Below are 24849 nucleotides of genomic sequence, written 5' to 3' on the forward strand. Positions count from 1 at the left end.
GATGCCGCGGTTTACGATGCCTGCTCCACCATGTGCATTCCGGCGAACGCTGTGGCGGCGAGTAGCGCGCCGATGCTGGGGCCGATGACCGGGATCCACGCATACGACCAGTCGCCGTCGCCCTTGCCCGGCACCGGCAAGAATGAGTGGGCCAGACGAGGTCCCAGGTCGCGAGCCGGATTGATCGCGTAGCCGGTGGTCCCGCCAAGCGAAAGCCCGATGGCAAGGACGAGCAGGCCGACCGGCAGGGCGCCGAGAGCCCCGAGGCCGACCTTCTCCGTGCCGGGCTCGAAAAGTCCCGCTTCGTTGGCGACGAGAATCGCGGGGTCGGTCGCCAAGAGGACGGCGAAGACCAAGACGAACGTGCCGACGATCTCGCTGAAGAGATTACTGCTGACGCGACGAATAGCCGGGCCGGTGGCGAACGTGGCGAGTTTGGCGCCGGGATCGTCGCTGACGGCGTAGTGATCACGGTAGAAGATGAACACGAGCGTGGCCCCGACAATGGCGCCGGCGAACTGAGCGATGATGTAGGGGACGGCCTTCGCCGAGGCGAACTTACCGGCGGTGACCAGCCCGATCGTCACTGCCGGATTGAGGTGGGCGCCGCTAGCCGCGGCGGTGCACCAGACGGCGACGAAGACCGCCATCGCCCAGCCGAAGGAAATGACGATCCAACCGCTGGCGTGGCCTTTTGTCTGCGGCAGAACGACGTTGGCCACTACGCCATTGCCAAGGAGGATGAGGAGCGCCGTGCCGATGAACTCTGCGAGATAGGCGTGCATGATTAGTTCTCAAAAGTGAAACACAGAGGACACAGAGAGCCCAGAGAAGAAAAAAGACGAGATTTGGAACGGTGACTGTAGGCGGCCGGCGGCAGAGGCTGCAACTCACAATTACGTCGTTTCTCCCGAATTTCCTTTGTGAACTCGGTGTCCTCGGTGTTGAAAGCGGCATTTGTCAATGCGTGCGAACGGCCTACTCCTGCGCCCACCCTTTGCTCCGCTCCACCGCCCGCCGCCACGTCGCGCGTCGCGACGCCGCTTCGTCGGCGGAGATCCTTGGTTCAAAACGTTGATCAACTTGCCACTGTCGGCGAATGGCGTCGCGATTCGGCCACACTCCAGTCGCGAGGCCCGCCAAGTACGCGGCGCCGAGCGCGGTCGTCTCGGTGACCTTGGGGCGCACGACGGGGATCTGCAGCACGTCGGCTTGGATTTGCATGAGCGTGTTATTCACGCTGGCGCCGCCGTCGACGCGCAATTCTGACAGCGACTGGCCTAAATCGTGGTGCATGCCTTCGAGTAAATCGGCGACCTGCAGCGCGATGCCGTCGAGCGCCGCCCGCGCTAGATGGCCCGTGGTCGTGCCGCGGGTGATGCCGATGATGGCGCCGCGGGCGTAGGGATCCCAATCGGGGGCGCCGAGGCCAGTGAACGCGGGGACGAACGAGACGCCGCCGCTGTCCTGCACCGTATTGGCGAGCGCTTCGACGTCGTTCGATGATTTGATCACGCCGAGTCCGTCGCGGAGCCAGCCGACGGCGGCTCCGCCGATGAAAACGGCGCCTTCGAGCGCATACTCGGTGACGCCGCCGACCTTCCAGGCCACGGTGCTGAGCAATCGGTGCTGCGACGCGACGGCCCGCGCGCCGGTGTTCATCAACATGAAACAGCCGGTGCCATAGGTGTTCTTGGCGGCGCCTGGCTCGAAGCAAGTCTGCCCGAAGAGAGCGCCCTGCTGATCGCCGATCATGCCGGCGAGTTTAATTCCCGCCAGCGGCGAATCGCCGGCGACTTCACCGTAAACCTCGCTCGAAAAGCGAATCTGCGGCAGGATCTCGCGCGGGACGTTAAGCAGTTGCAGCAACTCATCGTCCCAATCGCCGTCATGGATGTTCATCAGCAGCGTCCGCGAAGCGTTCGACGCGTCGGTCACATGCAGTGCGCCGCCGCTGAGCTTGAAGGCGAGCCACGAGTCGATCGTGCCGCTGCAAAGTTCGCCGGCGGCGGCCCGCTGCCGGGCGCCGGGGATGTTGTCGAGCAGCCAAGCGATCTTCGTGCCGCTGAAGTAGGGATCGATCAGCAGGCCCGTCTTGTCGCGGATGATCTGTTCTTTGCCGGCGGCACGAAGTTGGTCGCAGTGGCCGGCCGTGCGGCGATCTTGCCAGACGATGGCGTGATGCAGCGGCTCGCCCGTCTTGCGATCCCACAGCAGCGTCGTTTCGCGCTGATTCGTGACGCCGATCGCGGCCACGTCATTCGGCTTGAGTTTCAACTTGGCGAGGACTTCGACCGCGACGGCGAGTTGCGCTTGCCAAATCTCAGTGGCGTCGTGCTCGACCCAGCCCGGCTTCGGGTAGTGCTGCTGAAACTCGCGCTGGGCGACGCCGACGATCGAGCCGGCGTCGTCGAAGACGATGGCCCGCGAGGAGGTAGTGCCTTGGTCGAGTGCGAGGAGAAGAGTCACTGCGCGCCTCTCTAGGTGACGTTGCCAAAAGGGGGATTAACCACGGAAAAGACAGAGATCAGACTCCGCGCGCAGCGCAGAGTTGCCGAGACAAGTCGTCGAGGTCGGTCACGATGAGATCGGGTTGATGGGCCGCCGGCAAGCTCAGCGCTTCTTGGGCGTTGGCTTCGCCGGTGAGCGTGAGCACGGCGAGCGCCCCGGCGTCGCGCGCCATCCGCACGTCGGTGTAGAGGCGGTCGCCGATCACCGCGGTCTCGCTCGGCGATAGCCCGTGCCGGTCCATCACTTCCTGAATCATCTCGGGACTCGGTTTGCCCGGGATGGCATCGGGCCGGCGCCCGATGGCTGATTCGAGCAGAGCGCAAATGGCCCCGCAATCCGGGAGCACGGTTTCCTGATCGGTGGGACAGGTGCGGTCGGGATGAGTCGCGAAGTAGGGGACGCCGCGACTCAGCCAATACGCGGTGCGGCAGAGGCGGTGGTAGTTCAAGTTGAAATCCCAACTCACGACGAGCACGTCGGGCTCATCGTCGACAATCTCGAACCCGCCAAGCCGCCAGTCTTCCAGCGCGTCCTCCGCGGTCAGCACGAAGAGACGCTTGGCCTCCGGCAAGTTCTGCCGTATGTGATGAATCGTGGCGTGTGCCGAGGTGACCACGGCGTCGGGCGGCGCGACAATTCCCATTTCGTGCAGATGGCGAACGTACCCTGCCCTGCTCTTCGAGCTGTTATTGGTGACGAACGTATAGCCGACGCCGAACTCTCGCAGCAGCGCGAGGAAGGGAATCGTTTCTTTGAACAAGGTGCGGCCGAGGTAAATCGTGCCGTCCATGTCGAAGACGATGTGACGAAGTTTGGCGAGACGGTCGTTCATTGGTATTTGTGAGCCTGGGCGGGGCAGCAGAGAGCGGAAGGTAAGGTTCCCACTCCGGCCGGCGCCGCCAACAGCACAAACACGGCGTTCCCGCCATGCTTGTCGGCGATCATCTTCGCATTGAAGGTAACGGACGCCGATGGATTCATCCAGAAGACAAGCATCGAGACGCCGCCGCAGGGCACGTGGACGAGGCAATTGTCAACAGCGCCCGCCGCGGGGTCGCCTAAGCGATGGGGAAGGTCGACTCCACGGCGGGGGCTTTTTTCCGGCGGGAACCTCGCTGCCCGGCAATTTCGTTGACAGCTTAAATCGCGCCATTTAAGCTCGATTTCAGCAGAGTACGCTTTTCACGCAGTCCGCCAGTTATCGGGTCGAGCCGAGGAATTAGAGAAAGTCCGCGGAGACGCGGAGTTGTTTCTTGGCTCACGAGCTAAACTGAGCGACACTCACGAGATCTTCATCGTCTATTCACGCGCCAATCACCGATGGCGGGTGGCAGTCGATTAGAATCGCGCGATCGGAACTCGCGCTGGACTACCGGACGATTCGCCGTCGCTAGACGCGAACGTCACTTGATATTTGTGAGCCTGCGCTTGGCCGGGGGGCCCAGCGTTCCTACGGCATGTCGATCGTCTTCGGGCGGCCGGCATGCCGTTTTTCGTGCGCTGTCGAACGGCGAGCTTACTGTTCATCTTCGTGCGGCAGCGTCCGCCGCCGACACGCGGCAGCGGGCAATGATTTAGGTCGCTCGCACCCTCTACTGCCGCCCCCGCGGACAGAAAATCTCGATGGCCCGGCTGTCCGAGAAAGTAGTCGCACGACCAAGAGCAGTCCTAGTCGCAGCGCCTGCCTAGCGAAATAATAACGCACGGTCACCATGCCGGGTAAATATGCATTCTGCAACTGATCAACATTCCAACATTACACGCAGCGAGCAACTGCAAACGCAACCGCTTGACGTGCTCGTCATTGGCGGCGGCATCGTCGGCGCGGGCGTCGCGCGCGATGCGGCGATGCGCGGCCTGCGTACGGGACTCGTCGAGCAGCATGACTTTGCCTCGGGCACCAGCAGCCGATCGAGCCGCCTGCTTCATGGCGGCATGCGCTACCTCGCACAGGGGCGCGTGGGGCTGGTGTGGGAGGCCAGCAAAGAGAAAACCGTACTGCGCCGGATCGCCCCGCACCTCGCCGAACCGCTGGAGTTCATCTTCCCGACGCGCCAAGCCAACGGCTGGCCCCGGTGGAAGTTGGGCCTCGGCGTCAAGTTGTACGACCTGCTCTGCGGCGTGGGCAAAGGGGGCGGCAGCGGTTCGATGGGCGTCGCCGAGACGCTACGCCGGGTGCCGGGACTTAATGGCGAGCAACTCACTGGCGCCGTGCGCTACCACGATGCGCTCACCAACGACTCGCGGTTGGTGCTCGATACGATCAACTCAGCGGTGCAGCATGGCGCCGTCGCTTGCAACTACGTGAAGCTGCTCGACGCGACGCGGGAGGGCGATCGCTGGCGTTGCGAACTCGAAGACCGCCGCAACCCCGCGCTGCTCGTGGTGCAGGCCCGTAGCGTCGTGAACGCGACCGGCCCCTGGTCGGACAAGCTGCCGAACTCCGAAACGTCGCTGCGGCTCACGAAGGGGGTGCACCTGGTTATTGATCGCGCACGGCTGCCGATGGACGATGCGGTCGTGCTGGCCGAGGGAAGTCGCATTTTGTTCGTGATTCCGTGGGGCGAGCGCGTGATCCTCGGCACCACCGACACCGACTATCGCGGCCAGCTCGACAACCCACCCTGCGATCCGGAAGACGTGTCGTACATCCTGCAGGTCGTCAACGACGCGTTCCCGGCAGCGAAGCTGACGCCGCAGGATCTGGTCAGCACCTGGTCCGGTCTGCGGCCGCTCGTGGCCGACAAGAACGGCAACCCGTCGGACATCTCGCGGCGTCACAAGATCGCCATGAGCCATGCAGGCTGGTGGGACGTTACCGGGGGCAAGCTGACGACCTACCGCCTCATGGGCGAAGAAACCGTCGATGCGATCGTGCGCTTCCTCGGCGCCAAGGCAGCGCCGTGTCGGACGGCGACCACGCCGTTGGTCGAGCGAGGACCGCGGGGCGAACTCGGCGACGCAACATCGTGCAGCGGCATTCTGCCGCCGCCGGTGTCGGCCGCGGCGGTGAGCCGTTACTGCCGCCTCGAAGCGGCCCGGCATCTGGACGACGTGATGATTCGTCGCAGCAGTTGGCGGCACTATTATCGCAACCACCTGGAACTGGCGGGTAACGTTTCGCGGTGGATGGCGTCGGAACTAGGGTGGACCGACGCAGAAACGGAGTTGGAATTAAAACGTTACCGGGGATTAACCGCACATTCGCCCATCGTCGGAACGACGGCGCCGGCACCAGACGTTCAGCTGCGCTGAAATTCCTGGCAATAGACGCCATGACGAGTCGGCACAGCCGCGGTGATGCGCTTCTGCAAGGGATCGGTGCGCACGATGAAGGCTAGCGCTGAAGCCGCGAGCCATTGTCGTACAACAATATCCAATCTCAACACGGCCTTCATCGATTCTTATTCATCGCAAGCGATCCTCTTGCAACGCGACGGCGTCTCGTTGCGATCTACGGCGTCCGCTAGGCGGCGCTGCAACCTGATGGGGATCCCGATATGAAGTGCCTGTGGTATCGAAGTGCAACGCGATGGCTTTGCGCGACTTGCGTCGTCGCAAGCTCGTCGTCGGCGCTGGCTCAAACGACCGTCAGCTTTCAGCAAGGAGTCAACGGATACGCGGGGACGACGGACGTCATCATCGGCGTCGATATCGGCGCCAAGGACGGCAACGTCATTGGATCGGCCGTCCAAGAGATATTCCTCGACGGTCAGTATCACGAGGTGACGGCCGTCGCTGACGAGAAGCAAATGCTGCTGAAGTTTGATGAAATTTTTGGCGCGGGGGCGGGGCAGATTCCGCTGGGTGCGAAAATCCTGGACGCGAAGCTCAAGATAACCACGGGCGAATCAAGCGGAAACGCGCGCACGGGAGGTCCGTTCGGCGTCGCGCAGCTTCTCGTCCCATTCGATGCCACGACGACCTTCAATTCGATGAGCGCCGCTGGGACTGGCGGGAGCGGCGGCGCCACCTACGCCGGCGGGCAAATCGCTCGGCCGCTCGACAAGGGATACCGCGGGCCAATCGAAGCGACCACGCCCAACGGCTTGATTACGACCGCCGCGGACGTGACGAGCGTCCTCCAAAACTGGTCCAAGGGAGCGGCGAATAACGGATTCGCCGTTGTTGCGGGTACGACCGACGGTTGGCAAGTGTTTACCAGCGGCGTCGTGTTACCCGCCGGGCGTCCCAGTCTTGAGGTAACGTACGACGTGAGCCCTCAACCGACCGTCAGCACCGTGACGCTTCAAAATGGCCTGAACGGCTACGCGGGGACCACGATGGTGCGCATGCTGCAAAGCGGCGTCACGGAGGATGGGCTCAATCTTGATGAGGCCTTCCTCGACGGCGGAAATATCACTGGGACCAGTCCCAATGATCAGGCGCTGATTAAGTTCGCGAATATCTTCGCTAGCCAGGGAGGCTCGGTGCCGGACAACGCCACCATCTTGGACGCCCATCTCGTCTTGGATTCGGGACGCGCCGCGTTTAGCACCAACGCAGGGACGAACGGCAATTTCGGCGTCGCGCGGATGCTAAAGGATTGGAGTCTCACCTCGGTCTATACTGACTATGGCGCCGACGGGCCGAGCAGCGCTGACGGAGACACGGGCAGTTTTCTAGATACGACGGGCGCCATGATCGCCGACGCGCAAGCGACGCTTGACGTCACCGAGGCGGTCCAAGCGTGGCAGGGCGGATCGTCGAATTTTGGATTGAACGTGCGAGCGGTCGATACCACCGATGGCTGGGCGATTAACTTTACCGGGTCAGCGGACCCGAGCGCCGTGCCTCGTTTGGTGATCAACTACACGACGGACGTCATCGCCCCGACAGAGGATGCGGACTTCGACGCCGACGGCGACGTCGATGGAGCCGACTTCCTCGCTTGGCAGCAGAATTTCGGCGCTGGATCGACGCTGGCCCAGGGAGACGCCAACGGCGACAATGCGGTGAATGACGCTGACTTAACGATTTGGAAGCAGCAGTTCGGCGGAGTCGCCTCGGCCGTCACGGCGAACGCCGTCCCTGAGCCGACGGCGCTAGTCTTGGCAATGGGATCACTGGCGATCGTCGGCGCCTGGGGAGCACGTCGACGATAGTTAGCGACGTCCGCAGGCTCGAGTGCGGCCCGCTCCGTGGGTCGCACTCGACGCCCGCGACGATTGCCCAGGCAGGAGGGTGACGTTGCTTTCGCGCATCGGGTTACCTGCATTGTCTGGTGCAACGTTTGGTTCGCACGCATTGACGGTTCACCTGCATTGAGTTTGGTAGGTTCGGCGCCGACGGACTGGCGCTCGTCCTTATTGCGGCGTTGGACAAACGCTGCCTGACAGTCGCTAGGAATTTCGAGATGCGATTTAATCGGACCGCGAGCAGTCGGCGGGCTTCTCTCGGCTTTACGCTGGTTGAGCTCTTGGTGGTGATCGCCATCATTGGCGTGCTCGTGGCGCTGTTGCTTCCAGCCGTCCAAGCCGCGCGAACGGCCGCGAGGCGGATGGCATGCACCAACAATCTCAAGCAGATAGGACTGGCAATTCTTAACTACGAAGGGGCAAAAAAGGAACTGCCCCCGGCGTTCATGACGAATCCCAATCACAATGTTCTTTCCATGGTGTTGCCGTACGCGGAACAGCAATCCATTTACTCGCAGCTGAAGCTCGACTTGAATTGGGACAACAAAAGTAACTGGGGAGCCATCACTGCTGCGCTGCCGATCGCGGTCTGCCCGGAGACCCCGCCTCCCACGACCTTGCCCGAGGAAACCGACAGCATCAACCGGAATATCATGAAGGATTTCGGCACGGTGAAGCCCGCGGACTACGCGGTATGCGTCGATATTCTATCCGGTCCGATTAACGTTCTGGGCAAGCGAATCACGAAGCGAACCAACTGGCTAAGCATCTTGCAAACGGAACCAACGGAAATCAGACACGTGACTGACGGGATGTCGACGACCTGGATGATGATGGAGGATGCGGGGCGACCCGACACTTGGCGCGGCGGAGCGCTGCAGTCTGGCCGCGTTACCGGGGGGCCATGGGCCGACCACGAGCAGTTTTTCTCAATTCACGACGTCTGCGGCGCCGAGCAGATGATGAATTGCAACAACAACAATGAGATCTACAGCTTCCACGTCGGCGGCTGTATGTTTCTCTACGGCGACGGCGCCGTCAGATTCGTGAGCGAGGACGTCGCGGCGGAAACGTTCGTCTCGCTGTTTACCCGGGACGATGGCGACGTCGTCGGCGAGATCCAGTAGCGCCGGGCGCGGCCCGCTTTCCCGATTCGATTCGCTCTACCAAGACCTGGCAATGGCATTTCAAGTTTCAACGCGGCCCTCCCTCCTGGCATGTGCGTCCGTCGCGGCGCTGGCGCTGGGATGCGGCGACTCGAAAGTCGCTCTCTACCCAGTGTCAGGACAGGTTCTGTTTCAAGGAAAGCCGGCAGAGAACGCATTGATTGTGCTACACGACTCGCGGCCAGCGGCCGAACTGCGAGGCATCCCCATTCCACGCGCGAGCACGGACGGGGAGGGACGATTTAGATTGTCCTCCTACTCGACCGATGCGTTCGACGGTGCTCCGGCGGGGAGCTATGTCGTGACGATCGTCTTTCCTGAGGTCGCCGCGAGTGTTGCCCACGGAGAGGACGTCGATCCGGAGGCAGTCGACGAGAGTCCAGACAAGTTGCGCGGAAAGTACGCCAGTCCCGATACCTCGCCGCTCAAAGCGGAGATCAAGGAAGGGGAGAATGTCCTGCCGACGTTCGACGTGTCATGATCTGCGACCCGGCGAGTGATCGTCAATCGACGTCATTCCATTCGAAGTGCAACTGCCGCGGGCTTCCATGATACGACATCTGTGCCGAAAGATCGCCGCTAGTGCGCTCGCGGCGGCGCTCCCGGCGGGGGACGCCGCGATCATCATTTCGGAGATCATGTACAACCCGCAGGGGACCGACTACGACCTGGCGGCGGCGACTCCGTACAATCGCGAGTGGGTCGAGCTCTACAACACCGGCGCCTCGTCGGTCGATCTGAGCGGCTGGCAGTTCGGCGACGTTCAGGACAACAACTGGGCATCGCCCTTTCCCGCCGGCACGACGCTGGGCGCCGGCAAGGCGCTTGTCGTCACCGGCGACTCAGCAAGCTTTGGCGCGAATTGGGGCGCCGGCGTCGGCCGCGTGCAGGTGAACGCCTTTCCGACGCTGGCGAACACCGTGGGCACGAACGAGGGCGCCGCCATTCGGAATCATTTGGGCGTTCTGCAAGACGTCGTCCGCTTCCAGGAGACCGGCTGGCCGACCGCCAACGGCTCGGACGGCAACAGCATCTACTTACTGCCGGGGGCGCTCGATGCGCGGGCGAACGACCTCCGGTTGAATTGGAAGCCGTCGTCCGCCGGCGTCTATGGCGCGAAGTGGACCAGCGCCGGCGGCCAAGGCGAGAATCACGGTTCGCCCGGTTTCGTGGCGACGACGACCCAGGCTCCTTTCGCACCCTCGCCCAACGCCGCGTGGTCGATGGTGGTGATGCCCGATACGCAAAACTATTCAAAGAGCTCGCGTGACCTGCCGATCTTTTCGCAGCTGACCCATTGGATCAAAGATCACAAAGAAGAGTACAAGATTCAGGTTGTGCTCCAGGAAGGGGACATCGTCAATCAGAATAGCCAGGTGGCGCCGACCAGCGGCGATCAGACGGCCGACCAGCAGTGGGCCAACGCCAAGGCGGCGATGAGCGTTCTCAACGGGGAGCTGCCGTACATCATGGCGGCGGGGAATCACGATCTGGGAACGACGAGCGCCCAGAACCGCAACACGCAGTTCAACACCTACTTCAAGGCCTCGGATAACCCGTTGGTCGATCCGGCGCAGGGCGGCGTCCTAAGGGGGTACCAGGTTCCCGGCGAACTGCAGAACGCCTATTTCGAACTCCACGCTCCCGACGGTCGTGATCTGCTGATCTTCTCGCTCGAGTTCTGGCCTCGTCAGGCGACGGTCGCTTGGGCCAATCAGATTGCCGCGCTGCCACAATATGCGGACCACACGGCGGTGCTGCTGACGCACTCCTATCTCAATCCGAACAACACGCGCGCCGATGGAACGCCCGATGGTTATCCCGTGGGTACGGACGGCAATGATGGCGAGGAACTTTGGAACGAGCTGATCAAGTTGAATCCCAACTTCGAGATGACGCTCAACGGCCACGTCGGCGGGGACGGCGTCGGCTACCTCAAGAGCACCGGGCCGCAAGGAAATGTGGTGCACCAGATGGTGTTCAACTCACAATTCGAAACCAATGGCGGGAACGGTTGGATTCGGGTGTTGGAGTTCCTGAATGATCGCAAGACCGTGCATGTGCGCACCTACTCGCCGCTTCTCGACCTGTATCGGACCGACGCGGCGAACGATTTTTTCTTTACGCTCACGGAGTTGCCGGCCTTGTCACGCGCCGATTTCAATCTCGACGGGGCGGTCGACAGCGTCGACCTCACGATCTGGACGACAAACTTTGGTCGAACGACCGACGTCCTGCCGCAGCAGGGTGACGCCGACGTTGACGGCGACGTCGACGGCGCTGATTATCTGGTGTGGCAACAACAGTTCACTGGAGCGCTTGCTGCTGCCGCGAGTCACGCCTCCGTACCGGAACCGTCGACGTTGCCGTTAGCCGCCGCGGCCTCTCTAATGGCATTCAGCCGGCGACGCCGGTCGCATGTTTGCTAACTCTCGCTGGGGGATCTGCGATGACGTTCCGCTCGTCATTGGTCGTTGGCCTGGTTCTCTTCGCCGGGGCCTCGCTCGGGGCCTCGCCCGCGACGGCTCAGAATATCGTCGCCCATCGCGGCGCTTCGTACGACGCGCCGGAGAACACTGTCGCCGCGATGAAGCTGGCGTTCGAGCAAGGGGCGGACGGCGTCGAAGCCGACTTTTACCTGACCTCCGATGGGCAGATCGTGTGCTGCCACGATAAGGACACGCAGCGGACGGCCGGCGTGAAGCACGTGATCGTCGAGACGCCGCTGGCGGAACTGCGGAAGCTCGACGTCGGCGCGTGGAAGGGCGAGAAATATCGCGGTGAGCGGCTGCCGACGTTCGCGGAGATCGCTGCGACGATTCCGGCGGGAAAGAAGTTCATCATCGAGTTGAAGACCGGGCCCGAGATCGTGGCGCCGCTGAAGCAAGAGCTGGCGAAGACCGATCTCAAAGACGAGCAGATACTCATCATCTGCTTCAACGAGCAGACGGTCGCCGAGTGCAAGAAGACGCTGCCGAACCTGAAGTGCCATTGGCTCACCGGGTACAAGCAAGACGAGAAGACCGGCGAGTGGACGCCGACGCTGGAGGATGTCGTGGCGACGCTCGAGCGGAGCCATGCCGACGGGCTGGGGACGCAAGGGGAGATGAAGCAGGTCGACGCCGAGTTCATCGAGGACCTCTGCGACCAGGGGCACTGCGAGTTCCACGTTTGGACGATCGATGATCCGCAGGTGGCGCGCTACTACCAGAAGTTGCAGCCGTGGGGGATCACGACGAACCGGCCAGGGTTCTTGCGCGAGCAGCTGAACTTGAAGCCGGCGAAGGTTCCAGCAGCGGCTGTCAAATGACTCGCGAGTCTTCTTTTAGCCCCTGGCTCCGCCAGGGGGTTGCACTACGCAGGGCGACGCCTGCCGGAATGGTGGCCGACCCCCGGGCGGAGCCCGGGGCTATCATGCGTGGAACGCGGCGCGGGTGCGCTCGACGAGGTCGTTGTCGGGCTCGGCGGCCGTGTTCAGGTTGAAGGCGTTGCTGGCCAAATAACGATCGCGCCACGTCGGAGAGACGTTGTAGTAGTCCTCCAGCACGGCGGAGCTGAACTTGTAGTCGTGGGCGTCGTTGCCCTTGAGGAACGTCAGCACGCGCGAGGCGTCGATCACTTCCTGGGCGTCGCCCGTCTTGGCGAGTCGAGCGAGCATCAGCTGCGCTCCGTTGCCGCGGTCGTCGCCGAGCTCGGCGAAGATGGCGTCGATCGTCGGCGGCGCGTCGTCGCTCCCCCCGGCGGCGGCGAGCTCGTCGATCCGCAGTTCTTGCACTTTATCACGGCCACCCATCTCGTTGAGGAACATCGGCAGGAACGCGGCGCTCTGTAGCGTGAGGAGCAATCGCGTTTCATCGTCGCCGCTCGTTTCGTAGGCGTAACGCAGCGCGTTGCTTGTGGTGACCGCGTGGAGCGAGGCGATGCCGGGTTGGCGCATGAGGAGCTCGCCGGCGGCGAGGTGGAGACCGTCCCAGATGGCTTGCGGGCTGACGCCACGGTTGAGTTGCTCGACGACGAGCTCGCAGGAGTCGTCGTTGGCGCCGTTGCGGATGGCGGCGAGAATCTCGGTCGTCGCGCCTGCGTCGGCATCAGCTTGAGCATTTCGCCAGTCTTTGCGGACCTTGGCGGCGCGCTCCAGATTTTTGCGGTAAGGAACGTCGGCGGCGTCACTGCGATCGCGGGGATTGTCGCCTTCGTGCATCAGCAGGGCGTAGGCGAGCGATCGCAGGACCGGCTCCGAGTGACGCCAGCCAATACAGTTGAGGGTGCGCAGGCTGTTGGCGACGTAGATCGCCTTGTGGCCGATCGAGCGGAAGTCGCGCATGCCGTAGCGGAAGAGATGCTCGTAGGTCTCGTTCGCGCCGGCGGTGCGAGCGAGGCCGGTGATCGCGGCGTCGGCGGCTGCGTCGTCCCAGGCGTCCATCGCGGCCGTGAACTCGGCGGCCGCTTTGTCGGCGCTGGGAACCGCCTTTTCGTTGACCGGTTCCATCACCCAATCGCCGCACTCTTCCACGTCGCGGGCGGCGGCCGTTTTGTAGTAGTCGAGGGCCCAGAAGATCGGCAGCCAACGATGTTCGTCGGGCGACGCCATGCTGGCGAGATGGGCGGAGTTCACGACGAGGACCGAGTGGAACTTGTGTCCGACTGAGGGGCGCGGCTCGACGTTCTTCACCCCGGCGAGGAGCAGTGCGGCGAGGAGCGTCTGGTAACTGAGGCCTCCGTTGATGCGTTTGGCGATGACTTCGAGCAGATCCTCGCGCGGCGTCTCTTCGATGAGACGCACGATTGGCGCTACGTCTGGCTGCAGGCCGAGGGCGTGTTTCGGCAGCGTCGTTTCTGCCGCCGAGACAGGGGCGAGGCGAGCGAGGAAGTCGAGATTGCCGAGGCCGGCGAGCGCGCCGAGGGCGGCGCCTTCGCGCAGGAAGTGACGTCGTGTAGAAGGAGTTCTCATAGCCGCCTGCTCCTTTGGTCGCATGTGCTCCGGCTTGAAGAGCCGGGGGCTAAGGGGATGTCCTTGTGGTTACTCCTCGATGCAGAACAAGTGGTGATCGCCGCGGATGAAGATCTGGTTGCCGGCGATGGCGGGGGAGGCGTCGACGGGCTCGCCGACCGTGTTGGTGGCGAGGATGTCGAGCTCGCCCGTGCTGGGAATGACGACGGTCGTGCCGTCGCGGCCGGTGATGTAGATCTTGCCGTCGGCCCCGACGGGCGAGGCGTAGATGTTTTCAATTCCTTCGAGGCGCTTCTGGTTGATCAGCGGTTCGCCCGTCTTCGCCTCCAAGCAGGAGATGACGCCGTTGGTTCCCTTGGTGAAGTAGAGCTTGTCGCCGTAGAGCAGCGGCGACGGGACGTACGGGGCGCCTTGGTTGGTTTTCCAAGCAATCTTGTCGGTGTCGGTGATGTCGCCGGTCGCGTCGAGCGGGATGGCGACGATGGCCGAGCCGCGGTGGCCGGTCATGCAGTAGACGAGATCTTCGTACTGGATAGCCGTGGAGATCGGATTGGTCACCTGACCGCCGCACTCCCAGATGACTTCGCCGGAGTTGATGTCGTAGCTGCGGCTGCGGTTGGTGCCGTTGAGAATCACCTGCGTCTTGCCGGCGGCTTCGATCACCAGGGGAGTGACCCAGGTGGTGGGCTCTTCGCGATCGATCTGCCATTTGATCTCGCCTGTCTTCGCATCGAGCGCGAAGAGATGTGAGTCCTTTTCGTGGTCCCACGGGACGAGGAGGGTGTCGCCGTAGATGGTCGGCGAGGCGCCTTCGCCGAAGCCGTTGCGGGTTTCCATGTCGCCGAGGTCGCGTTCCCAGATGAGATTGCCGTCGAGGTCGTAGCAGTAGACGCCGTGCGAGCCGAAGGAGGCATAGAGGAATTTGCCGTCGGTCGTGGGCGAACCGGAGGCGTAGGAGTTGGTGTCGTGCATCCCTTCGTGCGGGGCGGCCTCGCGGGCGGTCTTCTCCCAGAGGATTTTGCCGGTGTTGCGGTCGAGGCAGAGGACGTTGAACTTGTAGATGTTGCGCGGGCCGCTGTCGCGCCGGCCGAAGCCGCCGAAGCCGCGTCCGCCGCCTGGTCCGCCGCGTCCGAAGCCGCGCTCTCCTCGTTCGCCACGCTCGCCTTCGCGGCGTTCGCGTGGGGCGTTGCCTGCCGGCGGGGCTGACTGGTCGCTGAAGCGACCAGTCCGGTTTTCGGGTTGGGTTTCTTCTTCGGCTGACGTTTGCTGGACGGCGTCGTCGGGTAGTTTGCCGGTGTCGACGGCGGTGAGGATGAAGACGCGATTTTCCCAGACGATGGGGCTGGCGCTGCCGCGGCCGGGGATCTCTGTTTTCCACTTGATGTTGGTTTCAGGATCCCACTTCGTGGGAGGCGATCCGGCGGGGGCGACGCCGGTCATCTCGGGGCCGCGCCATTGAGGCCAGTTGCCGTCCGCGGCGTCGAGGGCGAGCGCCGAGGAGGCAAGCGAGGCAACACACAGAGCGGTGAGCGGAACGAGTTTCAGCGTCATATTGAACTCGATGGTGGAGTTAAGATGCGTGGTTTGGGTAGTCAGGTGAACGGTATTTATGTCGTCGAGTGACTTGTGTCGCGAAGCGTGTTTTTGGCGACAGAAATCAGGTTCTGTTGAGTTTGCCGTTTTTGTCGCGGCGTAACTCTTGGTTCTGATGGAAGTTGTGGAAAGGGAAATGCGTCAATCTATTTGTCGCGACAGTTGTCGTCGGCTGAGGGGAGGCGTTGGTGGACGTCGAATTTGTCGCGACAACGATCGGTGGCGGGTTTAGCGTGGGCGCGACGAATGGAGCGCGGATTTGGCGGATGTTCGCGGATTCAATGCGTGGAAGGTTCCACGATTCTGCCTTTCTTCTTACCCGTGCGAATCCGTTTAATCCGTGTTGATCCAGGTTCTATTCTTCTTGTCTTTCGATGTGCCGCTGCAGGGCGTGCATTATCCCGCGTTAGGTGGCCGAAAGCTACGATTATTTTTGGCCGCCCCGCGGTAGAGGGAGTGAGCGCGGCGTTGTAGAGACAACACCGGGGGCGGCAAGGAGTTTCGCTCGGGACGACGGCGAGCGCGGGAACGCGCGCCGCGGTTGGGCGGGGCTAGACTGGCCGCTGAAGCGACCAGTCCCATGGGGAGCGGGGCGCCACGGGGTCGCGGCGCGCGAAGGGCGGGGGCCGCAGCTTACTTGGGGAGCGCCGGCTTTTCGTGGGGCAGCCCGCCGTCGCCGATGTCGAAATCGGGATCGAGAATCGTCTTTCCCTGAGCGCCCAAAAACGCCGGCTGTGCTTTGATCCACTCCGCGGGCTTCTGCTCGCGCGCGTAGGCGACGAGCTTCGCTTCCAGCTCGCGCACGACTTCGGGATGCTCCGCGGCGACGTTCTGTTGTTCGCTGGGGTCGGCCGCGAGATCGTAGAGCTCGATCTTGCCCGGAAGGGGGGCCGACTTGATCAGTTTCCAATCGCCCTGGCGGATAGCGCCGCGAATCGCTTCGAGGTGAATCAGGAGCTCTTTGCGCGACGTCGGCTCTCCAGCGGCGAGGGTCTTCCAAACGTCGCTGCCGTCGAAGGGATGATCGGGGCTGCCCTCCGCGCCGGCGAGCGTTAGCAACGTCGGCATCACGTCGACCATGTGAAGCGGCTCATCGACGATGCGAGCGGCCAGTTTGCCCGGCCAATTGAAGAACGCCGGCACTCGGACGCCCCCCTCGTGAAGCGAGCCTTTGCCGCCGCGAAAGGGGGCGTTCGACGCGGGGGGCTGGTCGCCGAGCGCCACCCCGCCGCTTTCGGCGCGCTCTTCTTCAGAACGTGCGCCGGTCGCGAAGAGGGCGCTGACGGCGCCGCCGTTGTCGCTAGCGAAGGCAATGATCGTGTTGTCGCGGAGGCCGCGCTTGTCGAGCGCTGCGACGATGCGGCCGACCTGATCGTCGAGGGCCATGATCATTGCGGCGTACTCGCGGCGAAGTTTGTTCTCAATGTGGCTGCAGCGCTCGAGATACTCCGGCGGAGCCTGATAGGGTGCGTGCGGGGCCAACGAGGCGACGTAAAGGAAGAACGGATGATCGGCGTCCTGTTCGTTGATCAACTTGACGGCTTCGTCGCCGATGAGCGTCGTGTAGTATCCCTCCTCCTTCAGAAACTCGCCATTGCGCTGCCAGTCGATGACGCCGCCGCGCTCGCGGGTGAAGTAGTCGACTTCGCCGACGACGTTGCCGTAGAAGTGGTCGAAGCCGCGATGCTGCGGCCAGTACTTCTCGTCGGCATGCCCGAGATGCCATTTGCCGACCATGAGCGTACGGTAGCCGGCGTCGCGCAGCGCCTGCGGCAGCGTCCGTTCGTCGGCGGGGAGGCCGTAGGTATGGCTGGGGAAAATCACCAGCGTTTGCAGCCCGTAGCGCAACGGCATCCGCCCGGTCATCAACGCCGCGCGCGAAGGCGTGCAGACCGGTTGCCCGTAGAACGACTCGCAGCGGACGCCGGTGGTCGCAAGCGAATCGAGATGAGGCGTTGTGATCTCGCCGCCGCGATAGCCGAGGTCGGCGTTGCCGAGGTCGTCGGCCATGATGAAGACGATGTTGGGTTGCTTGCTCGCGTGCGCGAATTTGGGCGCGGCAACCGAAACGGCGGCGAGGGCGATGAGAAGGAATCGCAGCATGGGGGCGGCTCGCGCAGTGAGAAGATGGACGGCCGAAGAGACGCCTGCCGAAAAGTGCAATAAGAGGCGTGGCAGTTTGAGCGTAGTCTGCGGATTGCGAGTTACGCAAGCAGATTCTCATGCCGGCAGAGGAGTTTCGTCGAACAACTGCCAGGCACGAGGAAAGGCGGCGCGGTTCGCCGGGGCTGGACTGGTCGCTGAAGCGACCAGTCCGAGGGGGCGTCGGAGCCTTGGGAGATTAGGTCAGGTTGAGGCCGCGGGTGCTGTCGCCGAAGGATTCGGTTTTGATGCCCAAGGCATTGAGGACCGGCACATAGAGATTGCACAGCGGCGTGTTCGGCTCGCTGGCGATGTGCCGGCCGGTGGTGAACTGTTTGCCGCCGCGGCCGCCCAGCAGGATTGGCAGGTTGTTGGGGTCGTGGGCGTTGCCGTCGCTGAGGCCCGAGCCGCAGACGATCATGCTGTTGTCGAGCAGAGTCCCCTCCCCTTCGCGGATGTTGCGCATTTTTTCGAGCATGTAGACGAACTGAGCGACGTGCCAGCGATTGATCATGCTGTACTGTTCGATGGCGGCGGCCTGGCTCTGGTGGTGCGAGAGCTCGTGGTGGCCGCCGTGGACGCCGTCGATCAGCTGCGAGAAGTTCTTGTTCGAGACGCTGTTGGCGAACATGAACGTGCTGAGCCGCGTCGTGTCGGTCCAGAAGGCGAGCACGATCAGGTCGAGCATCAAGCGGACGTGCTCTTGATGATTCTCGGAGCCGGTGACCGCGGGTTCGTCGGGGTGGTTGGGCGCCGTGCTGGGGCGCCACTCCCGGGGATCGGGCTGCGAGTGGAAAGCGAGGCGACGTTCAACGTTGCGCACCGCGTCCATATATTCGTCGAGCTTGAACTGGTCGTCGCGGCCCAGCTTATGGCGGAGCGAGCGGGCGTCTTCCAGGGCCATGTCGAGGAGGCTTTGCGCGTCGTCGAGCTGGGGGCCGGCGCTAAGCGGCAAGCCGCTGTTGTCCTTGGCGCCGAAGAGACGCTGGTAGGCGGCGCGGGGGTTGATCTCACGGGCCATCGGCACGTCGGCGGCGCGCCAGGAGATGAACGAACCGTAGAGACGCGTGAAGCCGACGTTACTGTCGATGCCGCTGATCACAGGATCGATGGCGAGCTCCAGCGACGGGAGCGGCGTCTGCTGGCCGATGCGGCTGGCGGCGAACTGGTCGAGCGACTGGCCGCCGACGCTGAGGTCGGTGCCGGTGGTTTTCACGACCGGAAAGCCGGTGAGGAAGTTGGCCGTCTTGGCGTAGTGGCCGTCGCCCTGGCGGCTGTTCGGCTTGTCGAGGCCGGAGAGAACGAGGACTTCGCTCTTCACCGGGGCGAGGGGGGTGAGCGAGAAGGGAAGTTCGTAGTCGGGGCCCGTTTGTTTGGGGACCCAGTTGTCCATGAAGGCGCCGTTGGGGAAATAGAGCGCGGCGAAGCGCGTCGGCATGGCGGCCGTTATGCCCGAGTCGCTGGCGCGAGCGCGGCGCGTGAGGGGCCCCATCGCGTCGAGCATCGGGAGGGCGAGGGCCGCGCTGGCGCCGCGGAGGAAGGTGCGGCGCGGGACGTGCCAGGATGGGTTCGGCATGATGTCCTGAGCCCCGGTAGGGGCGGTAGGGTTTAGCCGTGGGCGTGAGCCCACGGTTGCAGTTCATGTTTGTATCGTTGAGCCGCGCAGCGGCGGCACGGTTTGTGGTGTCGCCGCTGCGAGGCTAGATAGTCGAGTTGGCATTTGTTCCGTGAGCTCACGCCCACGGCTAAGTGATTTCGCCGCTTTGCGGCTTGAAACGTTGGGCGACTACTTTTTTGCGTATCTGTGTCTAAACGGGTAACTCATCGCGATTTGTTCGATCAGGACGCTGCTGCGGCACTCATTCGCTTCGAGGGCTTTCACGGTTTCGCGGACGACGCAGTCGTCAAACTTGCTTAAGGATCGGCCGAGGGCGTAGCCGAGCATTTTGCGGGCGAGGTTGTTGAGGAACTCGCCGCGGCGGGCGAGCAGGACTTGCTTGAGTTCGGCGGGGCCGCTGAAGGTTTGGCCGTCGGGCAGCGTGCCGCTAGAGTCGACCGGCTGGCCGGCGGTGTGGTGGCGCCACCGGCCAGTGGGATCGAAGCATTCCAGCCCGAAGCCGAGCGGGTCCATGCGTTGATGGCAGGCGGCGCACTCGGGGTTGGTGCGATGTCGCTCCATGCGCTGGCGGAGGGTGAGGCCGTCGTGGACCTTGTCGTCCTCAGGGAGGACGCCGGCGTTGGGGGGCGGGGGCGGCACGCTCGCGCCGAGGACTTCTTCAAGGATCCACTTGCCGCGGAGGACGGGGCTGGTGCGGAGCGGCAACGATGTGGTGGTGAGCACCGCGCCGAGGCCGAGGACGCCGCCGCGGCGACGGTCGTCGAGCGCGACTTTGCGGAACTCGGCCCCTGCGACCGGCGACAGGCCGTAATGGGCGGCGAGGCGATCGTTCACCACGGCGTAGTCGGCGTCGATCAGATCGAGCAGGCTGCGGTCTTCGCGGAGGATCGTTTCGACGAGGCTGACGGCTTCGCGGCGCATGTCGGCGGCGAGCTCGGCGTCGAAGTCGGGGAAGCGCTCGGCGTCGGGTTTTACTGTTTGGCCAAGCGCGCCGATGTTGAGCCACTGCGTGGCGAAGCTATCGGCGAGGCCGCGGGCCTTTGGGTCGGCGAGCATGCGGCGGATTTGGGCGCGCAGGATTGTTTCGTCGTCGAGCTTCGCTTCGTCGGCGAGCTGGGCGAGCTCGTCGTCGGGCATCGTGTTCCAGATGAAGTAGGCCAGCCGCGCGGCGAGCTGGTGGTGATTGAGCGCGTAGACCCCTTCGGCCTCGGGCTCAGTTTCGACGAGGAACAGAAAGTGGGGCGAGATGAGGACGGCCTTGAGGGCGAGCTTGAGCGATGGGAGGTAGGCGTCGCCGCGGGATTGCGCGCGGTCGAAGAGCGTCATGAGGCGCGCAAGCTCGTCGTCGGCGAGAGGGCGGCGGAAGGCGCGGCGGGCGAAAGCAGTGAGGGATTGTTGGGCGGCGGCGCGAGGGGGGAGTTGGTCTTGGGGGAAGGTCAGTTGGGAGGCCAATGGGGAAAATGACGAATGACGAATGTCGAATGACGAATTGGGGGAGGTGGAGGCTTCGCCAGCTTCATTCGTCATTTCCTCGCGCTCGGGCAGCGCGGCGTCGAGCACCCGCGTTGCGGCGAGGAGGTATTGTTCGAGCAGCACAGGTGAGACGAACAGCGTGTCGCCGGTGTTGTCGAAGCCTTCGCCGCCGGAGCCGTCGGAGGGGAACGCGTCGGCGGGGCGCAGGTCGAGGCCGGTGAGGTCGCGGATGGTGTTGTTGTACTCGCTGCGGCTGAGGCGGCGGCTCATTACATGGCCAGCGTAGAACCGCTGGTTGGCGTCGGTCGCCAGCTTGTGACAATCGTCTTCGGGGCGGCGGTTCGCCTCGACCCAACCGATGATCGCGCTGCGTTTTTCATCGTTGAGCTGATCGCTTCCTTCGGGAGGCATCTCGTGGAGATTGATGCGCTCCATGACATGCTCCCAAACATCGGGAGCGGCGAGGGCGTCGGCCGACGTCGCGTAGGGCGCCAGGTCGAGACTGCCGTCGGATTCCGGGCCAGCGTGGCAGGGCAGGCAGTGGTGCTCGACGATGGGTCGGATCTTCGTCGCGAATTCGTCAGCCGGCGCCGCTGGCTGGGGTGCGGCGTCTTGCGCGATCGCGGGCGCGGCGATGGGCGCGAGGGCGGCAAGCGCGACGAGGGCCGCGGCGTGGAGGCGGGGGGCTGGCATAACTCTTTCAGGATAGTCCAGCGACCAGGGAGGAGGAATGACGAAATCCGAATGGCGAATGACGAATGGCGGCTTGGGGAAAGGGGGAATTGAACCACTAAGGCACAAAGACACTTAAGGAAAGCACCAAGAAAACAGGACGGATTGTAAGAGGGTTTGCATTTCCGCTGCTCGCTCCAGCATCTTTTTCCTTGGTGACTTCTTCGTGCCTTCGCGACTTGGCGGTTAGGCAGTCTCCAATCGGAAAAGTTGCAAATGGCGAGTCGCTGCGCTTCCGTGTTGGTGGTTCCGTTTCAAGCTGATTAGAATACGGCGTTGGGGCATTTTCTCGCTGGCGTTTCATGCAACGTTCTCGCATTGGTCCGATCGCGCTTGAGGGGCCGCTGGGCGACTCCGTCGATAGCAATGTGCTGCGCGGCGTGCATGTCGAACGCAACATGCGGATGGCGGTGAAGCTGCTGCCGCGCGAGATGATCACCCGGCCCATGGGCGGGGATTATTTCTCAGCTGACGTGAAGCTGCTGCAGCGGCTGGTGCACCCGAACATCGCGCGGGTGCTGGGCGGGGCGATTGACGAGGGGCAGCCTTACTTGGCGCTTGAGCTCGTCGAAGGCGAATCGCTGCGAAGCCTGCTCGACCGCCGCGGACGCTTGCCGTGGGAGACGACGGCCGACATTGCCGAGTCGATTTGCGAGGCGCTCCAGTTCGCTCATTCGCAAAAGATGATTCATCAGCGGCTCACCCCGTCGCGCATCTTGCTGTTGCCCGGCGGCGGCGTGAAGCTGGTCGGGTTCGATTGCCAGATGACCGACAAGGATCAGGTGGTGGGATTGCGCTCGCCGATGAGCGTGGCGAATTATCTGGCGCCAGAAGTGTTCAAGGGGAAGAGCTCGGCCGCGCTGCCGACGGCCGATATGTTCAGCGTGGGCGTCATCCTTTACGAATGCCTCACCGGCAAATTGCCGTGGCAGGCGCAGACGCCGAGCGAACTGGTGCTCGCGCGGCGCGCGGGGCCGGCGCCGCGGGTGTCGGCGAGTTCGCTGGAATGCCCGGTGTGGCTCGACGTGTTGGTGTCGAAGCTTCTGGAGACAAAACGCGGCATTCGACTCGCGACGGCCGACGGGACGCGGCGGGCGATTCTCGACGCCAAGCGCAAAGTGGCCGAGGGGATGGGCACCGCCAAGCATGCGATGTCGGGGAAGCAAGGCGCCCTGGCGATGAAAGCCGATCGAAAGGAAATCGCGGCGCTGCGGAAGCATCAAACGCCGACGGTGCGGGATGAGAGCCCGTTTTACGAACGAGCATGGTTCCTGGGGCTCTGTCTGGCGGCGGTGATTGGATTCGGCGCGTGGGCGATGTGGCCAAAGAGCGAGGCGGCGTTGTATGCCGAGTTGGAGCCGCTGTTGGCGTCCGACGATTACGACGAACTGCGGGCGATATCGGACGAGGTGAGTGAATTTCGCGAGCGGTTTCCTGAATCGGCGCACAACCCCGAGCTCGATGATTACGAGCTGCGTGTTGCCATGAAGAAGGCGATGATCGACGTGCGGAATCTCGACCGGCATGGCAAGCTGCCGAGTTCGACGGCCCAGGGCCTGTTCGCGCAGGGTCTGAAGCTGCAACAGTTCGGCGACTTGATGTCGGCGTGGGAACTATACGAGCAGGCGATCGAGGCCGTGCCGCGGGATGCGCCGCGCGAACTGGCGGCCTATCGGCGGTTGGCGGAGAAAGGGATTGCGGAGATCAAGGCGTCGCCCGATGCGAACCGCTCGCTCAGCGAGATGGCTGACGCGAAGTTGGCGGAGGCGGACGAGCTGATTGCCGCGAAGAAATACTTGCCGGCGAAGGTGCTGCTGGCGGAGTTTATTGGGCTGTATGAGGGCAACGGAAAACTTCGCGAGCAGGTGAGAGCGGCGCGGGGGAAGCTGCAGGAAATCGATGCGCGGCGGGAGTGACGGAGCGAAGGTGACGGGTATGTTATCGTGCGTGGACGTTTTGTCAGGCTGATTACCTTCTCAATAAGGACGCGATTGCTATGTCACTTCTCTGGTTTTTGCTTATCGGCATCGCCGCGGGATGGTTGGCGGGGCAGATCATGGGGAATGGCGGGTATGGGATCTTGGGTGATCTGATCCTCGGCGTCATCGGGGCGATCGTCGGCGGGTACTTGTTTGGCGCGCTCGGCATCGGCGCCGGCGGGTTGATTGGGGCGCTGATCACGGCGACCGTGGGGGCGATTGTGTTGATTGCCTTGTTGCGGTTGATTAAGAAGGCTTGAGAATCCAAGAATAGGAGTAAGTCTTGCGACAGATTGATGATCGCCTGTTGTGGTTGGGACATACCGGCGATCTTCGCCACGTCGCTGAGCTGTTCGCTGCGGGCATCATTGCCGTCGTTGACTTAGCATCCAACGAACCGCCAACACTACTGCCGCGAGAGTTTGTCTATTGCCGTTTCCCGATTGTCGATGGCGGCGGCAATCCGGCTTGGTTGTTGCGTCGCGCGGTGGAGACGGTTGCGGCGCTGGCGGAAGCCAACGTTGCAACGCTGGTTTGTTGCAGTGCAGGAATGAGTCGAAGTCCCGCGATTTTGTCGGCGGCGCTTGCGAAAGTTGCGAAGACTTCGCCTGCAGCAGAATTGGCTCAGATTAGTGCTGGTGAGGCTAGCGACGTCTCCCCTGCCCTCTGGTCAGAGATCCTGGCGACGCTCGACTGTGGACCGGGCTAAATAAGTGGGCCTGGGAAGCTCGATAATCTCTTCTAAACCTGTCCAAGAATCGCCGGGGGCGGGACGCCCCGGCTCGCCGGAGAGAATGCAGAAGCTAGGGGATTGCAGCCGCGGTTCGCGGGTTTCCCTAGTTTGAGCCACCCCTACCGGCGTTGTGGCCCTAAAAGTCGGCCGCTATAATCGCGAATTCGCTATTTTAACATCTTGGCATGCTAGCGCTGCCGCCACCCCTGTCCGTGCCGATTAAGAGCCTATGCGATTCTGTTTGCTTGATCGTATTTGCTCGCTCGAACCGGGGGTGGAGTTAACGGCGGTGAAGAACGTCTCGTTGGCCGAGGAGTATCTCGCGGATCATTTTCCCGAGTTCCCCGTGCTGCCGGGCGTCTTCATGCTGGAGGCGGCCACCCAGTCGGCGGCTTGGCTCGTGCGCATGAGCGAAGACTACGCCCATAGCATGATCGTGTTGCAGGAAGCGAAGTCGGTGAAGTTCACCGACTTTGTCACCCCGGGCAACACGCTGCGGATGCGCGTGGAGCAACTCAAGCGCGAAGGGGCGATCACGTCGTTCAAGTTCGAGGGGAAGGTCGGCGAGCGGACCTGCGTCAGCGGTCGGTTGTCGGTCGAATGTTTTAACCTGGCCGAAGAAGATCCGTCGCTGGCGGAACTCGACAAGCGGATGATCGCACAGCAGCGAGGCTTTCAGGCGATCCTCACGCGGGAAATGAATCAGAAATAAAGTCGTCCATTCGGCGATTCATGGAGATTTAACCACAGAGACACAGAGGCACAGAGAAAATGCAAATCGGGCAACTTCGTCGTCCGTGCTGCGGCCGCTGC

The 24849-nt window shown here is 63.1% G+C and carries 20 protein-coding genes; 10 read left to right on the top strand and 10 right to left on the bottom strand.

The features are described 5' to 3' along the window. Positions 1-11 precede the first annotated feature (11 nt). The 4 genes from I41_RS00845 to I41_RS26935 form a co-directional block, all read right to left on the bottom strand. Positions 12-785, bottom strand: a complete 774-nt coding sequence (locus I41_RS00845; RefSeq protein ID WP_145430054.1) for an MIP/aquaporin family protein — start codon at positions 783-785, stop codon at positions 12-14. Between the two features lie 193 nt (positions 786-978). Next, entirely contained in the window at positions 979-2469 is a 1491-nt protein-coding gene (gene glpK, locus I41_RS00850) for a glycerol kinase GlpK (RefSeq protein WP_145430056.1), read from the bottom strand. A gap of 58 nt (positions 2470-2527) precedes the next feature. After that, a complete protein-coding gene (locus I41_RS00855; protein WP_145430058.1) occupies positions 2528-3343 on the bottom strand; it encodes an HAD-IIA family hydrolase in 816 nt (271 codons plus the stop codon). After that, entirely contained in the window at positions 3340-3507 is a 168-nt protein-coding gene (locus I41_RS26935) for a hypothetical protein (RefSeq protein WP_168206592.1), read from the bottom strand. Before I41_RS26935 ends, I41_RS00855 begins: the two co-directional genes overlap by 4 nt. A 729-nt stretch (positions 3508-4236) precedes the next feature. On the opposite strand from I41_RS26935, the gene I41_RS00860 reads away from it, so the two are divergent. Continuing rightward, entirely contained in the window at positions 4237-5766 is a 1530-nt protein-coding gene (locus I41_RS00860) for a glycerol-3-phosphate dehydrogenase/oxidase (protein WP_145430059.1), read from the top strand. Here I41_RS00860 and I41_RS26940 read toward each other — a convergent pair. Beyond that, a complete protein-coding gene (locus I41_RS26940) occupies positions 5754-5909 on the bottom strand; it encodes a hypothetical protein (protein WP_168206593.1) in 156 nt (51 codons plus the stop codon). The genes I41_RS00860 and I41_RS26940 overlap by 13 nt on opposite strands. A 102-nt stretch (positions 5910-6011) precedes the next feature. On the opposite strand from I41_RS26940, the gene I41_RS00865 reads away from it, so the two are divergent. The 5 genes from I41_RS00865 (at position 6012) to I41_RS00885 (ending at position 12125) form a co-directional block, all read left to right on the top strand. Further along, the gene (locus I41_RS00865; protein WP_145430061.1) at positions 6012-7616 is read left to right on the top strand and encodes a DNRLRE domain-containing protein; all 1605 of its coding nucleotides are present in this window, start codon (positions 6012-6014) and stop codon (positions 7614-7616) included. A 251-nt stretch (positions 7617-7867) separates the two neighbouring features. Continuing rightward, complete coding sequence (locus tag I41_RS00870) at positions 7868-8776, top strand: DUF1559 family PulG-like putative transporter (RefSeq protein WP_145436209.1); 909 nt, start codon at positions 7868-7870, stop codon at positions 8774-8776. A gap of 286 nt (positions 8777-9062) precedes the next feature. Next, positions 9063-9296 (top strand): hypothetical protein, encoded by a 234-nt coding sequence (locus tag I41_RS00875; RefSeq protein ID WP_145430063.1) that lies wholly within the window; start codon positions 9063-9065, stop codon positions 9294-9296. Between the two features lie 67 nt (positions 9297-9363). Further along, positions 9364-11244, top strand: coding sequence for a lamin tail domain-containing protein (locus tag I41_RS00880; RefSeq protein ID WP_145430065.1), 1881 nt, complete (start codon positions 9364-9366; stop codon positions 11242-11244). A 20-nt stretch (positions 11245-11264) separates the two neighbouring features. Then, positions 11265-12125, top strand: a complete 861-nt coding sequence (locus I41_RS00885; RefSeq protein WP_145430067.1) for a glycerophosphodiester phosphodiesterase — start codon at positions 11265-11267, stop codon at positions 12123-12125. Between the two features lie 102 nt (positions 12126-12227). On the opposite strand, the gene I41_RS00890 is transcribed toward I41_RS00885, so the two are convergent. The 5 genes from I41_RS00890 to I41_RS00910 all read right to left on the bottom strand — a co-directional run bounded on the left by I41_RS00890 (position 12228) and on the right by I41_RS00910 (position 21285). After that, positions 12228-13766: a twin-arginine translocation signal domain-containing protein gene (locus I41_RS00890; protein ID WP_145430069.1), complete on the bottom strand. Its 1539-nt coding sequence runs from the start codon at positions 13764-13766 to the stop codon at positions 12228-12230. A 69-nt stretch (positions 13767-13835) separates the two neighbouring features. Further along, positions 13836-15317 carry an outer membrane protein assembly factor BamB family protein gene (locus I41_RS00895; RefSeq protein ID WP_145430071.1) on the bottom strand — a complete coding sequence of 494 codons (1482 nt, stop codon included), beginning with the start codon at positions 15315-15317 and terminating at the stop codon, positions 13836-13838. Between the two features lie 675 nt (positions 15318-15992). Next, positions 15993-17462: an arylsulfatase B gene (locus I41_RS00900; RefSeq protein WP_145430073.1), complete on the bottom strand. Its 1470-nt coding sequence runs from the start codon at positions 17460-17462 to the stop codon at positions 15993-15995. 238 nt (positions 17463-17700) lie between these two features. Next, positions 17701-19077, bottom strand: a complete 1377-nt coding sequence (locus I41_RS00905) for a DUF1552 domain-containing protein (protein WP_145430075.1) — start codon at positions 19075-19077, stop codon at positions 17701-17703. A 210-nt stretch (positions 19078-19287) separates the two neighbouring features. Next, complete coding sequence (locus tag I41_RS00910; RefSeq protein WP_145430077.1) at positions 19288-21285, bottom strand: DUF1592 domain-containing protein; 1998 nt, start codon at positions 21283-21285, stop codon at positions 19288-19290. Between the two features lie 341 nt (positions 21286-21626). Here I41_RS00910 and I41_RS00915 point away from each other — a divergent pair, with 341 nt between their 5' ends. From I41_RS00915 to I41_RS00930, 4 genes are all read left to right on the top strand, one after another. After that, complete coding sequence (locus tag I41_RS00915; RefSeq protein WP_145430079.1) at positions 21627-23240, top strand: serine/threonine protein kinase; 1614 nt, start codon at positions 21627-21629, stop codon at positions 23238-23240. Between the two features lie 80 nt (positions 23241-23320). Beyond that, the gene (locus tag I41_RS00920) at positions 23321-23563 is read left to right on the top strand and encodes a GlsB/YeaQ/YmgE family stress response membrane protein (protein WP_145430081.1); all 243 of its coding nucleotides are present in this window, start codon (positions 23321-23323) and stop codon (positions 23561-23563) included. Positions 23564-23586: 23 nt separating this feature from the next. Next, a complete protein-coding gene (locus I41_RS00925) occupies positions 23587-24012 on the top strand; it encodes a protein-tyrosine phosphatase family protein (protein ID WP_145430083.1) in 426 nt (141 codons plus the stop codon). A gap of 253 nt (positions 24013-24265) precedes the next feature. After that, complete coding sequence (locus I41_RS00930; protein ID WP_145430085.1) at positions 24266-24748, top strand: 3-hydroxyacyl-ACP dehydratase FabZ family protein; 483 nt, start codon at positions 24266-24268, stop codon at positions 24746-24748. Positions 24749-24849: the final 101 nt, after the last annotated feature.

This window comes from Lacipirellula limnantheis (genome assembly GCF_007746075.1).
GTDB classification, from domain to species: domain Bacteria; phylum Planctomycetota; class Planctomycetia; order Pirellulales; family Lacipirellulaceae; genus Lacipirellula; species Lacipirellula limnantheis.

Bases quoted from the DNA above. Each gene is read 5' to 3' on its own strand.
- I41_RS00845 (WP_145430054.1), bottom strand. From the start codon at position 785: ATGCACGCCTATCTCGCAGAGTTCATCGGCACGGCGCTCCTCATCCTC.
- I41_RS00855 (WP_145430058.1), bottom strand. From the start codon at position 3,343: ATGAACGACCGTCTCGCCAAACTTCGTCACATCGTCTTCGACATGGAC.
- I41_RS26935 (WP_168206592.1), bottom strand. From the start codon at position 3,507: ATGCTTGTCTTCTGGATGAATCCATCGGCGTCCGTTACCTTCAATGCG.
- I41_RS00860 (WP_145430059.1), top strand. From the start codon at position 4,237: ATGCATTCTGCAACTGATCAACATTCCAACATTACACGCAGCGAGCAA.
- I41_RS26940 (WP_168206593.1), bottom strand. From the start codon at position 5,909: ATGAAGGCCGTGTTGAGATTGGATATTGTTGTACGACAATGGCTCGCG.
- I41_RS00865 (WP_145430061.1), top strand. From the start codon at position 6,012: ATGAAGTGCCTGTGGTATCGAAGTGCAACGCGATGGCTTTGCGCGACT.
- I41_RS00870 (WP_145436209.1), top strand. From the start codon at position 7,868: ATGCGATTTAATCGGACCGCGAGCAGTCGGCGGGCTTCTCTCGGCTTT.
- I41_RS00880 (WP_145430065.1), top strand. From the start codon at position 9,364: ATGATACGACATCTGTGCCGAAAGATCGCCGCTAGTGCGCTCGCGGCG.
- I41_RS00885 (WP_145430067.1), top strand. From the start codon at position 11,265: ATGACGTTCCGCTCGTCATTGGTCGTTGGCCTGGTTCTCTTCGCCGGG.
- I41_RS00890 (WP_145430069.1), bottom strand. From the start codon at position 13,766: ATGAGAACTCCTTCTACACGACGTCACTTCCTGCGCGAAGGCGCCGCC.
- I41_RS00895 (WP_145430071.1), bottom strand. From the start codon at position 15,317: ATGACGCTGAAACTCGTTCCGCTCACCGCTCTGTGTGTTGCCTCGCTT.
- I41_RS00900 (WP_145430073.1), bottom strand. From the start codon at position 17,462: ATGCTGCGATTCCTTCTCATCGCCCTCGCCGCCGTTTCGGTTGCCGCG.
- I41_RS00905 (WP_145430075.1), bottom strand. From the start codon at position 19,077: ATGCCGAACCCATCCTGGCACGTCCCGCGCCGCACCTTCCTCCGCGGC.
- I41_RS00910 (WP_145430077.1), bottom strand. From the start codon at position 21,285: ATGCCAGCCCCCCGCCTCCACGCCGCGGCCCTCGTCGCGCTTGCCGCC.
- I41_RS00915 (WP_145430079.1), top strand. From the start codon at position 21,627: ATGCAACGTTCTCGCATTGGTCCGATCGCGCTTGAGGGGCCGCTGGGC.
- I41_RS00920 (WP_145430081.1), top strand. From the start codon at position 23,321: ATGTCACTTCTCTGGTTTTTGCTTATCGGCATCGCCGCGGGATGGTTG.
- I41_RS00930 (WP_145430085.1), top strand. From the start codon at position 24,266: ATGCGATTCTGTTTGCTTGATCGTATTTGCTCGCTCGAACCGGGGGTG.